This is a genomic window from Alteromonas sp. 14N.309.X.WAT.G.H12 (assembly GCF_036697315.1).
GTDB lineage: Bacteria > Pseudomonadota > Gammaproteobacteria > Enterobacterales > Alteromonadaceae > Alteromonas.
This window is the reverse complement of the sequence record NZ_JBAHZB010000082.1, coordinates 1-15,596: the sequence shown is the minus strand read 5'-3', so window position 1 is coordinate 15,596 and position 15,596 is coordinate 1. Positions and strand designations below refer to the sequence as shown.

Genomic DNA, 15,596 nt, shown 5'->3' with positions numbered 1-15,596 from the left:
CCGCAACGCCGGTGGCCTGCTTAGAATTAGAACAAGCATTACTCGGGTTAAACTGGTCAGATCCTACATGCGTTACCTGAGGGGTACTCACTGTTAATGGGGCAGATTGTGAAGCAATCACATCACCCTGTTTGTTACATACAACGGCTTTAAGACCAGATGTGCCTAAATCAATACCCAAAAAATGCATATCAACCCTTTTTTAATTTGTCATTTAACATATCATTTACGATTTTCACCTATGACTCAATTACGAAAAGTGACAGCGTATCTTACGTTTATTTCTTTCTACCGCGAATTTAAAACTACCGGCCATTGAAACGCCCGTTGTCGGAAAATTAAAGGTAGCGAGGGATTTTCCATCTACTTCATAGTACTTTAGTTATACATTGGGGTATTATTCCCCGGCTTTTTGTGTTTCCTAATGGTAAACAGGATTTGTTTTCCAATCGGAGTGCTTTTATGTTGTTGTCTGAGTCATTTCATGGTGTATATCGGTTTACGCAAAGCTTTTTGGCAAAATATAACGCTCATGTTTAATTGGCGTTGGCTGCTTTTGTGGGTCTGTGCCTTTCCCGTTGCAGCAGGGTGTCATCTAGTCGAGCCCGGTGAGCAACAAAATGGCGAGCCTATCCCCTTGGTATTAGGTTCACAGGCACTGGTGTATCAGTGTCTGCTTGAGGATGTCCAGGTGATACATTTTCGGCTCGATATTATCAAAGATGCCTATGCTACGTTGGAAAATGGTCAACAATTACGTCCCTTAAGTAGTTCGAGTAAAGCCTTTTTATTACCGGTGGGAGACTATAAATTAACCCTAACGGTGAATGCTCAACGGGCCCGTTTTATCGAACCTAAAATTGAACCTGTGGCGAGTTTCTACGGGAATGATTACGTGCATAACGCCGTGCTTACCGGCTTTTTAGGGTTTAGTGGGGCGTTGATGATTTTTGTTGGCGTGTTAGGACGCAGCTTAAAAGATACCAGTTTCTATGCCTACAGCGCTTATATTGCCAGTGCCGGTACGTTTTTCTTTATTCAAGAAGGCATGCTTAATTTGTTTATTCCTTCTTTTATTCTGGCAAATGATATTCGTTTGAAAATGGTTTTTGCCGGCCTGACTGTTTGGACGGCGGTGCGCTTTATTATGCAATTGCTCGATTTTCCAAGCTTAATTCGTCAGCGCTATTGTTATTTGTTTCTCTGCGCGGCGGGCAGCGTTTTAGGGTTAGCACTCATTCAGGCCGTTATACCTGAGTCTTACACCCAGTCTATTAGTCGCTATATGGGAACCATTACCTTAACGGGAATCGGTGGCATTATGGTTGCCACTGGGTATGCGGTAAAGCAGCGGGTAGCTGGGGCTCAGTTAGTTTTTTTGTCGCTAATGGTACTGTTTTTTAGTATGACATTCCGTTTGTATCTGCATGAATTAAGCCCCTTTTTGCATCGTTATGGCCTGATTATTTCAGTCACCATTGAAGCCATGTTGCTGGCTATTGCCGCATCGGAAAAAGTCCGTCGATTGAATATAGACAAGACCCGGGCGTTCCGTGATGCGTCGGCGGATAGCTTGTGTCCGGTACTAAATCGACGAGGATGGGAATCTGCTGCGGATCAGATGCTTAAACGCCACGCTAGAAGAGGAGGGGTGTTGTCTTTATTTTTTATTGATTTAGACAAGTTTAAGCATATCAATGATGCCTATGGCCACGCTGTCGGAGATGCTGTGTTGGTTCATGTGGCCACGACACTAAAAGAACAATGCCGAGAACAAGATTTGGTGGGGCGCTTTGGCGGCGATGAATTTGTGGTGTTAAGTCACAGTTTAAATCCTATACAGTCAGAACGACTTCGAGGTCGGCTTAATAATATTTGTAATCAGTTCATTGTGCATATCAACAATCACGTCATTTCTTTAAGTGGCAGTGTGGGCCTTTGTATCGCAGAAGAACCTCATAAAAGTATCCAAGCATTGCTGCATCAAGCGGATGTCCAAATGTATGAGCAAAAAATAGGGAATAACCGCCATGACAGCGGTTATTTGCAAAACGACGTACCCTAGCCAAAGGGAAGTTAAACATCATCCATGCTGGCGAGTAAATCCTTTACCTTCACGCTCACAAGGCCGCTGCTAATGTCTGACATGGCATAGGGTAAAATGAGCTCTCCCCGGTGAACCAGAGCGCCACAACTATACACCACGTTGGGCACATAACCTTCTCGCTCTTGTTCATGGGGACGAAGCAAGGGCGTGGTTAATTTTTTTATCACCCGGCTAGGGTCGTCCAGATCCAGTAGTATGGCGCCTATGGAATACTCCCGCATGGGACCGACACCGTGGGTCAGAACTAACCAACCTTCATCGGTTTCAATGGGGGAGCCACAGTTGCCTAATTGTATGAACTCCCAGGGCTGGGATGGGGTTTGTACTAGGGTTGCTTCATCCCAACGGGAAATGGAGTTTGAAAACATGATGTAATTGTTTTCACCATCGAGGCGCCCTAACATGGCGTATTTTCCGTTGATTTTGCGGGGAAACAGCGCCATCCCTTTATTTTTTGCCCCATTGCCGTTAAAGGTGGATATCTTGAAATGGGTAAAGTCCTTGGTTTCCATTAGCTGAGGCAGGATGTTTTTCCCATCATAGGCGGTATATGTGGCGTAATAGGTTTGTTGGTCGCCATCGTGGAATTCTACAAACCGCGCATCTTCAATACCAGCAACCTCGCTGGGAGCAAGGGGGAAGATGATCCGTTCGGAAATACTTTGGGTTTTGTGAAAATTGATTTCATAGTTTGCGTGGGCCACCAGCTGAATGGTTTGTAAACACTGGGCGTAGTCATCGGTAACATTCTGGCATGATAGCTCCACTATGGCGTTATCGATGTCACGAAGGGTAAATTTGTCGGGCAGGCGCTGCAATAAATCTCCAAGCGGCTTTTTCTCTGGTGCAAAGCAGGCTACCCGTTGCACAAAGGTGGCTTTTTCGAAGGGCGTTTCGAGCTTTTGCCGTGGCATTTCCACAATATCACTGACAGGATCAAAAAGAATACTGCCATCTTCTTTGATGATACCACTGCGAAAACACAAAGAAGATATATGCCCTTCTCCCACAGCCCGTAAACTCATGACAAAACGAAGTTCATTGGGCCCTAAGTTATTTTGATCAGGATGACGCACAATGGAGGGATTAAACAGGGCCGCCGATGATACGGAATACTCCATGGTAAAATAAGCTCCCAGCAACATTTTCTGGGTGTGGGACAGCGTAGTATTTTCAGGTGTATAGGGTTCTACCAGCTTAAAGTTGGCATCCAGAATGCTGTTGAGATCCCGGTGACGTTCTGAAAAATCCAACCGCAGGCGGTCTAACAAGGCATTGGTATCCTGTTTTGATAAGGCCAGCACCCGGTTGATAATGGCTTGTATGCGAGCTGGTCCGCCCGAGGGTATGTGGGGACGGCAAATCACCAACGAGGGATCTGGATGTAACTTCCATTTGCGGCGTTTAACACCGAGTTTTTTTTCAGGGGTTTGTGTAACGGGTAAACTGTTCATTGCATTTCCTTCCTATTGCTATTGTTGGGCAAGGATCTTTTGGTAAACAGTAAGGTAATTATCAACCATGGCATCGGCACTAAAATGGTGTTTGACATGGTCTTGGCATTTTTCTCGTACAATCTCATCAATACATTTGACTGCCGTCACCGCATCGTCAGTGTTGTTGCATAAAAAGCCATTTTCTCCGTGGATAATCAATTCCGGCATACTGCCCCGGTTAAATGCAATAACCGGTGTGCCGCATGCCATAGATTCGATCACCGAAAGACCAAAGGGTTCATCAAATTGAATGGGGTGAAGTAACGCCGCCGCATGACTGAGCAAGGTATTTCTTTGTTGAGCATCGGCGACCCCCACATATTGGATGTGGTCACTGTTTAAGGCCGGTTTTACATACTGATTAAAATACCCTTCATCCTGGATAATACCCGCCATGATTAAGGGTTTACCGCTACGCTTGGCAATCTCGATGGCTTCTTTGGCCCCCTTGTCATGATGGAACCTGCCAAAAAAAACAAGGTAATCATCATGCTTGTGGTGAAATTCAAACTGGGATAAATCAATACCATGATAGACGGTATCTATGTATTTCAGGTCGTCGGCCCGGTCACTGTTGGAGATAGAAACAAAGTAGCTGCGATCATTATATTGCTTATAAACGGGTAAAATTCCCTTAGAAGAAAAACCATGGATGGTGGTGACCACCGGCGTTTTTGTCATCTGGGTATAACTGAGGGGCAAAAAGTCAAAATGGTTGTGAATAATGTCAAATTCGTCGCCCTGCTCAAAAACTTGGGCTATATGCAAACATTCCCAAACTTTCGGAATAATGGTTTTATCTTCTTCGTAACCTTTGGCGCACACCGATTTTAACTTGGCAGAGGTAATGGAGTCACCGGTGGCAAACAGGGTCACATCCTCACCGCGGGCAACTAACCCTTCAGTGAGGATGGACACCACGCTTTCCCAGGGGCCGTAATGGCGAGGAGGCGTTCGCCATGCAATGGGAGCAAGCATTGCTATCTTCATAATAAAACTGCCTTTTCGGAAGAGTCTTTGGATTGTTCTGTTAAGTTGTCTTCAGCATGTGATATATGCATGGCAACTAACGATTGTAACCAAGATAACGTCGATTCCGCCCCCTGATTAAGGTTCACCCCATGGCTTTCTAAGCCGTCATAACATCCGCCGGTTTTGGCATCATACAAAGGGATATTTAAATCATTATTACCGAGGTACCAATTGAAGGTGTTGACGGCGCAATCACGCCATTGTGTTTGCTTGGTAACCGTATAGGCAAGCAAGCAGGCTTGTAGACTCGCACAGGCTTCTAAGGGTTGTTGATCAAAGCGAGCCCGTTCCGCGTTCCTCTCATACCAGCCATTACATCCGATGGGAACAAACACATCTTTTTCAAACTGGAGAGCCATCAACCAATCTAAGGCATTGAGGCCGACTTCAATCATGTCGGAGCGTTCCAGAGTTTGGCCGCATTCAATTAAACTTTGGCAAAGACGGGCGTTATCGTAAGTCAGGGTGTTTTCTGGCCAGCACCAATCTGTGGCACTGTCTTTAACGAAAGAAAAGGCGGAAAACAGGGTATCAGAGAGCTTTTCCAGTAATCGGCGAACTTCAGAATCACCGGAAAAAACACGTAAATAGGCACTGCAGCCGAGGAGAGTAAAAGCGATGCCCCGCAGTGAGGTAAAGCGTTCGGTGACCTCTAAACCCCGCTTAAAAAGATAGGAGGCGAAGGGTTGTTGTCTGGCACCACCAAATAAGGAGACGGCTTTACCGAGCGCCCAAATTGCACGCCCGTGAGCGTCTTCAGATCCCGCGTCTTCCAACCAGGTTCGCTCGTAACTCATAAAGTTACGAAAATACCCATTTTCTTCATTAAAGGCGTGACCTAAAAATGACAGATAAGTATCAGTCAGTTTGCGGCATTGCTCGGTATGAACAAAGTTGTTGTGCAGTGCTTCTGCGGTGACCATCAGCGCCCGGGCGTTGTCATCGGTACAATATCCATGGCTACGATGGGCAATGGTATATTTTGCATGTTGCAGTATGCCGGTGTCATCACTGAGGGCAAATAGGTGATTAAAGCAGATTTCTGGTAATTGAGTCAGTTGCGCGCTTCTGGTATCCACTGAAAACTGGTTTCGCTGTGGTTTAGGTTCCCGAGAGAGGGAGCAAATAGTGTCATTAAAGACCTCCATATAGGATGTTGCTACTTCCCGCCAACGGGCAGAACGGGTGAAGTCATAGGCTTTTTTCCGGGTTTGATGGCGCAGCTCTTCATTTTCAAGATATTGCAAAATCCCATGACTGATGGCGGAAGCATCTTTAAAGGGCACCAGCGTACCGCGGCCATCTGCCAGCATTTCTTCGGCGTACCAATAAGGGGTTGAGATCACCGGCTTTCCGGTTCCCATGGCGTAGGCCAGTGTGCCGGAAGTGATTTGCGCTTCACCAATATAGGGGGTGATATAAATATCGGCGGCGGCCAGGTATTCACAGAGCTCTTCTTGGGTGACAAAACGGTTATGAAAAATAACGTGTTGTTCCAGTTTTAATTGTCGCACCAAGTTTTGCAATTGTAAGCGGTAATGTTCCCCCTCATCGCGGACAATATTGGGGTGGGTGGCGCCAAGCACGATATAAACAATATCCGGGAATTTTTCCACCACCTGGGGCAGGGCTTTTATGGCATATTCAATGCCCTTATTTTGAGAAAGCAGCCCGAACGTCAGCAGCACTTTTTTTCCCATTACGCCAAATTGTTCTTTGTAGTAATTGGGATCCACAAAGGGAATATCGGGAATGCCATGGGGGATAAAGGCGATTTTTTTGGCAGGAATGTCATAGACGTCACGAAGAATATCCACCGCTTTATGGCTCATGACAACTAACCGATCAGAACGCTCGGCGATTTTTAACATCACATGTCGGTAGTCGCTGGGAGGATCTGTCAGTACCGTATGCAGGGTTGTCACAATAGGGACGCGGGCTTCTTGCATGAGTTTGAGTAAATTACTGCCGGCAGCACCGCCAAAAATGCCAAATTCGTGCTGAATACAAATCACATCGGGTTGGTTTATATTCAGAAAATCTGCGGCAAGGGAATAGTCTTTAAGGTTATTTTGGTTCAGTTCAAAGCGTACTACGTCAGGATACTTGTACCTGTGTTGCTGATCGTTCATTGCCATTGTCCAGCAATCCGTACTGGGAAAGGTATCGGACACCGCATTGACAAGGTGGGTGGTAAAAGTGGCAATGCCACAGTGTCGTGGTAGATAGTTGCCGATAAAAGCGATTGAATTAATTGACGAAAATTGTTTCGATATTTTCGTATTCATGAAAACGTTCTCTCCATGCTTAGGAATCAAAACAGGTCTAGCCTTGCCATGCTCCGATACAGCAGAGAAGAAATGATCGATGCAAGGCCAGGGGAAATGAGGTTGTTATCAGCCTACAAAAATCTTAAAAATATATGAGGAACGCCAACCGAACTTTCAAGTATAGGGTTGGCGTGTTTTTAGATAAATTTTTTATAAAGGAGGTCTTTTTTTATTCCACAGAAAAGACCTTATCCGAAGCGGTTTTCCCGTATCAGTTCGATAGTGTGGTGAGGCGTTGGCGGATTTTACCTTCTTCCTGTGCAATATTGACCGCTGCTTTAATACTGGATGCCACCGCATCAACGGCACTGGAATGCACACCACACAGTGAGGATACTAAGCATACCGTACGCTCCATAGTCGGGCTGACAATGCGACGGGCACTGACCAGTTTGCCTTTTACATGATCATGAATCATATCCCAGGCGGTGATAGTGTGAGCGATACCTTCCACGGCCAGTTTCAGACTGGAATGAGCTGATTGAAAATCTAATAGAAAGTTAAATTCAATGCCGTTTTCAAAGGCGTATCGATCCAGTGTTCTGCGCATGGAGTGTTTACCGGGGCTCGATACAATAGCGTAGTTAGGCAGTTCAGAAAACGGAATATCGCTTTTATCAAGAAGATCGGGATCATAAGGGCCCACCAAATAAAGTTGTTCTACATAAAGCGGCTCTATTTTTCTGTCTACCTGAGTTTGGATGTCATAGCTCATCATCAAATCGAGCAAATCGTTGTTAAAAGAACGTTCCAGCGTAGTCGTATTACCTTCTTCCACGATAAGATTGATCCCCGGGAATTGCTGGTGCAAAATTCTGGACAGTGGGGCGGCAAGTGCGTTATTTAATCCCACAGGCAACCCCAATCGCACATTTCCCGTGGGGCTATCTTTGCACCCTACCAGGGATGAACGTACATCGTCGATTTGTTTTAATAGCGACTGAGCAGCGGGAAGAAACTGTTCGCCAGCATACGTGAGGGCAACCCCTCGTCGGTCCCTATCAAGTAACTTTACCCCTAGACTTGTCTCCAAGCTTTTTAAACTCAAGCTCAATGCCGGAGGCGTAATATGAGAGTTTTCACTGGCTTTACGAAGGTTGCCAGCTTCGACTACCGCAATGAAATGACGCAATTGTCTTATTTCCACGTTTTAACCTTTCCTGAGCTAATTGTTATCTACTTGTAAATCGAGAGTAAGTTATACTTAACATTTTAGGCAGAATAATCAAATATATTTAACTTCTTTACTTTGTTAATTTTGAGTTGTTAATAAAATGTAGCCGCGCGTGGTGCAGACCGACACGCATAGCTTGATTGACTAGTGACTCGAAATTTAAGAAGAAAAGAGGGTTTTACATGACATTGTCTAAGAGCGCTATAGCGACTATCGCTGCGCTATCCTTTACCGCTGTGGTGACAAAAGCGAATGCAGAGGTTCAGCAAAAACCAAATGTTGTACTTATCGTCACAGACGATATGGGGTATAGCGATTTATCTTGTTATGGGGGCGAAATTCCCACGCCTAATATTTGTTCACTGGCAGAAAATGGCGTAAAGGTCACCGACTATTACACCAATCCTATGTCGGCGCCCACCCGTTCCATGCTGCTAACCGGTGTCGATAATCACAAAGCCGGATTGGGGAATATGCCGCCGTTAATGGGGGGAAATCAGGTGGGGCGTCCAGGGTATGAAGGCTCATTAAACAACCGTGTGGTCACGGTGGCAGAAATGCTTAAAACCGCAGGGTATCACACCTATATGGCTGGCAAATGGCATCTCGGTCATACTTACCAATCGTCACCAAAAGGCCGAGGATTTGATAAATCTTTTGCGTATTCCGGTGGCGGCGTGTCGCACTGGGCCGATGCATTACCGTTAAATCCCTTTGAAGCCCCCTTCTTTTATTATTTAGAAGATGGGTTAAGAGTGGATAAGTTACCCGCGGATTTTTATTCGTCCGATTACTACACCGACAAAATTATCAGTTACCTAGATAGCCAACCGGCAGACGAACCGTTTTTTGCTTATCTTGCTTTCACCGCCCCCCACGATCCGCTCCACGCTCACCAACAATGGATTGATAAGTTCGATGATGGTCGCTATGCCGTGGGCTACGATGTAATACGCCAACAGCGTCTTGCGAACGCAAAGGCATTGGGACTGGTAAGTGAAGATACTCAGGATGTGGTTAATAACAAGGATTATAAACCCTGGAATACGTTAAGTGCAGAAGAGAAAAAAGTATCAGCAAAGAAAATGGCGATTTACGCGGCCATGGTGGCAGAAGTGGATGCCAACGTAGGTAAACTAATAGATCACTTAAAAGAGACCGGGGAGTTTGATAACACGCTGTTTATCTATACCCATGACAATGGTACCAATCCCAAACCCACGAGTAATTACACGGGTAACTCCGAAAAATTCCTTGCCCAGTTTGACAACAGTTTCGATAACATGGGGCAGCCAGGATCGTACTTGTCTTATGAGGCAGGGTGGGCCGAAGCAGGAACATCGCCTTTTGCTTACTACAAAACTACCACCGGGCAAGGCGGCGTGCGTGTGCCCTTGATCGTCTCAGGTAATCCCATTGCCCGTAAAAACAGCTTTGCCTCTTCCGGCAAAATCCACGTCACTGATGTGACCCCCACCATCATTGATTGGGCCGGCGTGGAGAAACCCACACACCGCAATGGGGTAGATTTATACGATTTCGATGGTCACTCATTCCGTGCCTTTATTGAAGGAAAATCAGATCATACCCGAACCCCCAACGATGCCATTTTCTTTGAACTGAACAACTACAAAATGGTGATCCAGGGCGATTATAAATTGCGGGCGTTCGCGGGGGCTCATGCTAAAACCGTGGGTACCCAATGGATGTTATTCAATATTGTTGAGGATCCTTCCGAGCAACACGATCTTGCCAGCACCTATCCTGACAAAGTGGAGAAGTTAGCCGCGCTGTATGACAACTACGCGAAAAACGCCGGTGTGATAGAGAAAGAGCCAGGCTACCCTACCATGTATCACCGGCAGACCTGGTCAATTCGAGATGGCGTGTTTAGCGGTAATCCCGATGCGCCACATCAGACACCACACAAGTAACGTTATTACGCGTTGTACGGAGGCATTATGGACTACCCTTTTCATCTCATCATCAAACCTGTGGGTGATCAGTGTAATTTGAATTGCAGTTACTGCTTTTACAAAGAAAAAAGCGAAGAGGGGTCGGTAATGTCCTTCGACACGCTGGAAACGCTCACGAAACAGTATATTGAGGAACAACCTGCCTCATGCCGTGAAGTCCAGTTTGTGTGGCAAGGTGGCGAACCTATGTTGGCGGGCTTGCCGTTTTATGAACAGGCGGTGGCATTGCAGCATAAATATCGCCGGCCCGGTATGAGCATTACTAACGCGATGCAAACCAACGGCACGTTAATCAACAATCGTTGGATTACCTTTATGAAACGCCATGACTTTCAGGTGGGTATTTCCATCGACGGCATGGCGCCAGTTCATGATGCCGAGCGTATTTATTACACAGGGAAATCATCTCATCAGAAAGTGATTAATGCCTACCGAAAACTACAAGCCGCCGCCATTAGAACGAACATTCTTTGTGTGGTGCATCAGGGCAATGTGGCAATGGGCGGGCAACTTTATCGCTATTTCGTTGAACAATTAGATGCCCGTAGCATTCAGTTTTTACCGGTGGTGGGGGAAACTACGGTGGATCCGGCCTTATGGGGCGAGTTTTTAGTACAGAGTTTTACCGCCTGGTGTGACAACGGAATTGGCCGGGTGTCGGTGCAACTGTTTGATGCGTCTTATGCGCGCATTATTCAAGGAATTGAAACCTTTTGTGTGCATTCCCATGAATGTGGCCATCAACTTGCCGCAGAACGAAACGGGGATATTTTTTCCTGTGACCAGTATGTGGAAAAGCAACATCATATTGGTAATGTGTCTACAGAAAGTTTTGCGTCTATGTTGGCCAAACCGATTCATAACCGCTTTGTTGCCATGTCGACCAGCCAGGATGTCGCTTGCCAAAGCTGTGAAATAAAAGGGCTTTGTCAGGGTGGCTGTCCTAAGCACCGAGACCAAAAAGGGAAAAACAAATTGTGTGAAGGTTATTACCGTTTCTTCACACATGCCATTCCTTATTTTTACGCCTTTGGTGAATGTATCAGGCGCAATATGCCGGTGCATCAGTACAGGCGTTTCTTACCCGAAATCAAAATGAAAATCGCCTAACGCGATGTAAATAAAAAATCACGCAGTACGCTTTTTCCCTTCTTACTTATTGATAACACAATACGAGGGCAGGGCGAGTGCGTGCCTATTATTAATGAGGTAATTATGAAACAAGTATCAATGGTGGCTTTGTCGGCTTTGTCGGCTTTGATGAGCACAACTGCCAGTGCAAAAGTACTGATGCAGGATAACGGGGTAAATGTAGGCTGGATGGAAGAAATCAGCAGTGATTCCGAAGCGTCGGGGCAATATAGTCGCAATTTCCTTATCGCCCATCATCGCACGGTTGCGGATTGGGGAATGGTCTTTGTTAAAGGGCAAATGGAAAACGTGGGGGCCACCAGTGACGATCTTGACGGCAATGATGGCGATGTGTGGTTTAAAGCCATGACCACGGTATATTACAACCTAAATGATTCCGGATTAATGGGCTGGTATGATTTATTTGTCAATCAAAACCAAAACGTGGCTGAAGTACACAATGTGCTGGGCATTGCTTATAAACACAGATTTAACAAACTGACGCTTACGGGGGGATTAGGCATGAATTATTTTTCTGGCCATACGCCCTTAGGCAGTGCTGAAGGTTTGATGACGCCGGTGGCACGGATCACCGCCACCTATCCCATCAGTAACAACCTCAACACCTTTGTTGTCGTCAACGCCCATTTAGATAGAGATACCGATGCGCTGGCGGATTCTTTTGCCAGTTGGGGGAAAACCGGCCATCAAATTTTAGCGGGGGTGAATTATACCTTTGCACCGAAATGGGATCTTAACCTGACTTATCGTAAGTTTGATAATTGGGGTGGCTACGCAGAAGGCGGGGATAGTGTGGTTACCACCGTGGGCTACCACTTCTAGATTGTGGCAAGGGCGGCATCGCTGACCGGGAATGGCGGTTTAAATAAGCTTCGTTTGACCACATTCAGCGACCTGCCCTATTGCGTTCTTGCAACCTCATCCCCATGCTAGTGCTCATTGAATGAAATAGAGCGTTAAGGAGCAAAAGCATGGGACGACATTTTGAGCAAGCAGATGGATTGTATGAAGATAAAGATGAAGCGACCTGTGGGTATGTGTTTAATCAAACTATGCTGCGTATTGCCGATCCAGCGCGTTCGTTAGATTTTTATACCCGGGTAATGGGTATGACCTTGCTGAAACGTCTTGATTTCCCGGCAATGAAATTCAGTTTGTATTTTCTCACCACCGGTGAGGATTTTTCGGATATCAGTGACGATCCTGGGGTTCGCACTACGCAGACCTTTGGTCGTCCAGCGATGCTTGAATTAACCCATAACTGGGGCGATAGCGCTGAAAAAACCCAATACCATAATGGTAATAGTGAACCTAAAGGATTTGGCCATATCGGTTTTCATGTGCCTGATTTACACGCTGCCTGTGCCCGATTTGATGAACTGGGAGTGGTGTTTCAAAAGCGTCCGGAAGATGGCTCAATGAATAACATTGCCTTTATTAAAGATCCTGATGGTTATTGGATAGAGATATTCAATGCCAAAGATCTTTCCGATATGTAACGTATAGACTTATTTGTAGGGTGTTTTTAGCTTTAGCGTTAATGTGTTCTCATTGTGCACCTAGCGCTTTACGCCTTACTCAAAAGAAATATAATCGCCCTGGGAAGGGAGAATGAATTCTGCGCCCAGGGTGTTGTTGCTGTTCAATTCCTCTTCAATCACCTTTTTATTACTTTGCCCGCTCTCTAGCGAGTATTTTATGTGACTAATGACAACCTTTACCCCTTGTAACGCCTGCGCATCCTCACTGATTTGGATAAATTGCCGCAGGCTTTGTTTAACTAAGCGCGGGGTGAGATGACCAAAAAGCAGCTTGTCTGGTCGCGCATTAGTGTATGACGATTCAATAATGATACCTGTGAGCGTTTTGTCTTTTAAATGGTGTGCCAATGCTTGCCAAAGTCGCGCTAACTTGTCAGTTTTTTCAATGCTGTCTGCGCCAGTATCCCCCATACAAAGTAGGGCACTGTCATTGTGTTCTATGAGAAATGCGGTGGATTTTATGCCGCTGTGGCTTAGGGGAAAGGGCGTGACTTGCATCTGGGTATGGGCAATAAGCGCGGTTTCTCCTTGCTCTAATGCAACGTAAGTATATTTGCCTAAAGCCGGTGTGGTACCTGTGTTGCCGAAGTTTGGCCAGGCGCGCCAATTAAAATAGGTCTCACTTATATCATTGATGACTTCGGGGAAGGCATAAATGTTCTTTTTCACATCATCAGGGGAGGCAATAATAAGACCGGCAACGTGATCTAAATGAGCATGACTGATGAGGTAGCCTTTAATATGGGATTTGATCACCGTACCTACGGTGGCGCTGTCTTTGGCTGTAGGCGACAAGATAGGATCAAAGCCACCACGGTGTAAGGCGACATCAACCCCTTTTACTAAGGTGCCGGCATCACACATTACGCCACGAGCATCGCCTTTGGGGCTGATGAAAAATGCGGTGAGATTACCGTCATTGATGCCGCCATTGACGCCAAGGGCCACAACATCAAAGCCGTCCTGCCCATAGCTATGGAGTGAAAATAACGAAAAAATACAAAACAGGATCCGCATGGCTATTGATGATTTCCAGTGGTTAAGTGCAGGTAGACCTAGTCTACATGCACAAATCGGGGAGGTTGAGACTATGTTTCGTGATTTTTGGGCTCAAGTCCAGTCTTTGCGGCGTGAACTCAATGGGATGAACTATTCAACGTATGGAATAAAACGACCAAGTATGATCACCGCAGTCCAAAAGCCGATGGATAAAAGCGCGGTGAGTCTGATGCTCACAGGCAGACTGGCGATGGTGGTCGATGCCCCTTTGTTTGCTACTTGAAACCGGTCCAGCACCACCGATAAGTAGACCGCATTAATACAGGCCAGAAAAACACACAGCATTTTTAATTGAAAAGAGGGGTTGATAAAGTAGCGTTCAGGATCCCCGCAAATAAATAGCACACCGGTTACCACATTGGTGACAAAACCGATGACCGTTAAGGGGATAAAACGGGTCACTTTTTCAACTGCAATTGATGGAAATACTCCGGCAAGACGAAGATCGACGACCAGCAAAGAGCCATACAGCAAACATAAACCGATAAAGTGCAGGCTTTCCAGTGTTGGCCAAACCCACATATGAATCTGAATGTATTGGTATAGGCTAGATGTGAGCATCCAGTTGGTAACTGTGTCTAACATTTTACACTCTCAGTCTATGTACGCAATTAAACGACCGGCCACGAGGGCGGATAGCCAGACCACGACTACGGCCGTTGCTTTTATGCGTTGTCTGCTCGTAACTGGACCTTTCATAGTATCTCGGGTCAGTGATGCGCTTAGAATCACCCCCGTTAGGATCAACATTAGCTTGATGCGAAATGGCCAGTTGAACCAGGTGCTAGAGGCACTGCCAATGAATAAAACACTGCCAGAAATGACGTTAAGAATTAATCCTAATATGGCGATTTTCCAAAACGCATACAGACGAATACCATGGGTATACGTCTGCGGCAGTAGTACACTGAATGCTTGCATGAGAGACAAGCCGACAATGGTTCCCATACCGATGGTGTGAAGTGTAAGGAAGATTGGATAGCCCCAAATTGAGGTGGCTACCCATTCTCCTATCGCTGATTCTTCAAGCCAGTACAGGCCATTCAATAAGGTATCACTCACGACATCATTCCGAACCAGCCGTTATTTCATGATCGGGATTCGTCAGGTCGTCGCAATTGTATGGGAGATATCCAGACTCAGTGAATTTCACATCATCCTCACCGGTTACTTTTCCTTCCAGATAGAGGGGGTCTTCAATTTCATATTCCCGATGCAGTGTGAGACCGTCTTCACTAAGGGTAAAGCGCTCAACAATGTGTAACTGATCACTGTTTGGAATCGTGCCGCCCTTGTTCGGTGTTACGCGGGCAAAGCCGGGGGTAAAGCCGATGGTATCGACGACTAACGCGCCGTCTTCCCATTTACCGATGGAGTGACCGGCAATGGACGGCGTAATATTTTCCGGATGCTTATCCAAATCAAGATGGATAGTACGGGTAATGGACATAAAACCGTATTGAATGGTGATGTCATCCTCGGTTTGATGGATTTCATTGACCAGTTGATCAAATGTCCAGTCATCAAGAATGCTGGTCGGCTCACAATGCAAGCGCGGCATGTCTTCCATGGTGTAGTCGGCTATGGCTTGCTCGCCTGCAGCGGTCAATGTAATGGACGGACGTCGTCCATCTTCAGGCGGGGGAGTGCCTTCAGGTGGTCTGCCACGTTTTCCCATGCCCTCTGGGGGCTGGCCATTGGCAAGTTTGGCGCCATCAGGTCTTTTTCC

At 46.1% G+C, this 15,596-nt stretch carries 13 protein-coding genes and 1 pseudogene; 5 read left to right on the top strand and 9 right to left on the bottom strand.

The genetic code is table 11. The features are described from left to right. On the bottom strand, nucleotides 1-190 hold a 190-nt coding region (locus V5298_RS15885), incomplete at its 3' end, for an FGGY family carbohydrate kinase (protein ID WP_332932427.1). 294 nt (nucleotides 191-484) lie between these two features. Between V5298_RS15885 and V5298_RS15880 the strand changes: the two genes are divergently transcribed. Then, nucleotides 485-2,065, top strand: a complete 1,581-nt coding sequence (locus V5298_RS15880) for a diguanylate cyclase (protein WP_332932426.1) — start codon at nucleotides 485-487, stop codon at nucleotides 2,063-2,065. 11 nt (nucleotides 2,066-2,076) lie between these two features. On the opposite strand, the gene V5298_RS15875 is transcribed toward V5298_RS15880, so the two are convergent. The 4 genes from V5298_RS15875 to V5298_RS15860 form a co-directional block, all read right to left on the bottom strand. Beyond that, nucleotides 2,077-3,561, bottom strand: a complete 1,485-nt coding sequence (locus tag V5298_RS15875; RefSeq protein ID WP_332932425.1) for a glycoside hydrolase family 130 protein — start codon at nucleotides 3,559-3,561, stop codon at nucleotides 2,077-2,079. A gap of 18 nt (nucleotides 3,562-3,579) precedes the next feature. Beyond that, nucleotides 3,580-4,593, bottom strand: a complete 1,014-nt coding sequence (locus tag V5298_RS15870; RefSeq protein WP_332932424.1) for a glycosyltransferase family 4 protein — start codon at nucleotides 4,591-4,593, stop codon at nucleotides 3,580-3,582. Then, the gene (locus tag V5298_RS15865; RefSeq protein WP_332932423.1) at nucleotides 4,590-6,923 is read right to left on the bottom strand and encodes a glycosyltransferase family 4 protein; all 2,334 of its coding nucleotides are present in this window, start codon (nucleotides 6,921-6,923) and stop codon (nucleotides 4,590-4,592) included. Before V5298_RS15865 ends, V5298_RS15870 begins: the two co-directional genes overlap by 4 nt. A gap of 253 nt (nucleotides 6,924-7,176) precedes the next feature. Continuing rightward, nucleotides 7,177-8,112, bottom strand: a complete 936-nt coding sequence (locus V5298_RS15860) for a LysR family transcriptional regulator (RefSeq protein WP_332932422.1) — start codon at nucleotides 8,110-8,112, stop codon at nucleotides 7,177-7,179. A 209-nt stretch (nucleotides 8,113-8,321) separates the two neighbouring features. Between V5298_RS15860 and V5298_RS15855 the strand changes: the two genes are divergently transcribed. From V5298_RS15855 to gloA, 4 genes are all read left to right on the top strand, one after another. Beyond that, nucleotides 8,322-10,073, top strand: a complete 1,752-nt coding sequence (locus V5298_RS15855; RefSeq protein WP_332932421.1) for an arylsulfatase — start codon at nucleotides 8,322-8,324, stop codon at nucleotides 10,071-10,073. Between the two features lie 27 nt (nucleotides 10,074-10,100). Beyond that, nucleotides 10,101-11,225, top strand: a complete 1,125-nt coding sequence (locus tag V5298_RS15850) for an anaerobic sulfatase maturase (protein WP_332932420.1) — start codon at nucleotides 10,101-10,103, stop codon at nucleotides 11,223-11,225. 105 nt (nucleotides 11,226-11,330) lie between these two features. Next, on the top strand, nucleotides 11,331-12,089 hold the full coding sequence (locus V5298_RS15845; RefSeq protein WP_332932419.1) for a hypothetical protein: 759 nt from the start codon (nucleotides 11,331-11,333) through the stop codon (nucleotides 12,087-12,089). A gap of 149 nt (nucleotides 12,090-12,238) precedes the next feature. Next, complete coding sequence (gloA, locus tag V5298_RS15840) at nucleotides 12,239-12,766, top strand: lactoylglutathione lyase (RefSeq protein ID WP_332932418.1); 528 nt, start codon at nucleotides 12,239-12,241, stop codon at nucleotides 12,764-12,766. 75 nt (nucleotides 12,767-12,841) lie between these two features. On the opposite strand, the gene V5298_RS15835 is transcribed toward gloA, so the two are convergent. The 4 genes and pseudogenes from V5298_RS15835 to V5298_RS15820 form a co-directional block, all read right to left on the bottom strand. Then, nucleotides 12,842-13,825 carry a 3',5'-cyclic-nucleotide phosphodiesterase gene (locus tag V5298_RS15835; protein ID WP_332932417.1) on the bottom strand — a complete coding sequence of 328 codons (984 nt, stop codon included), beginning with the start codon at nucleotides 13,823-13,825 and terminating at the stop codon, nucleotides 12,842-12,844. Between the two features lie 132 nt (nucleotides 13,826-13,957). Continuing rightward, entirely contained in the window at nucleotides 13,958-14,452 is a 495-nt protein-coding gene (locus tag V5298_RS15830; RefSeq protein ID WP_332932416.1) for a DUF6644 family protein, read from the bottom strand. Between the two features lie 9 nt (nucleotides 14,453-14,461). After that, nucleotides 14,462-14,929, bottom strand: a complete 468-nt coding sequence (locus tag V5298_RS15825; protein WP_332932415.1) for a hypothetical protein — start codon at nucleotides 14,927-14,929, stop codon at nucleotides 14,462-14,464. A gap of 4 nt (nucleotides 14,930-14,933) precedes the next feature. Beyond that, nucleotides 14,934-15,596, bottom strand: a pseudogene (locus tag V5298_RS15820) (hypothetical protein); the annotation flags it as partial.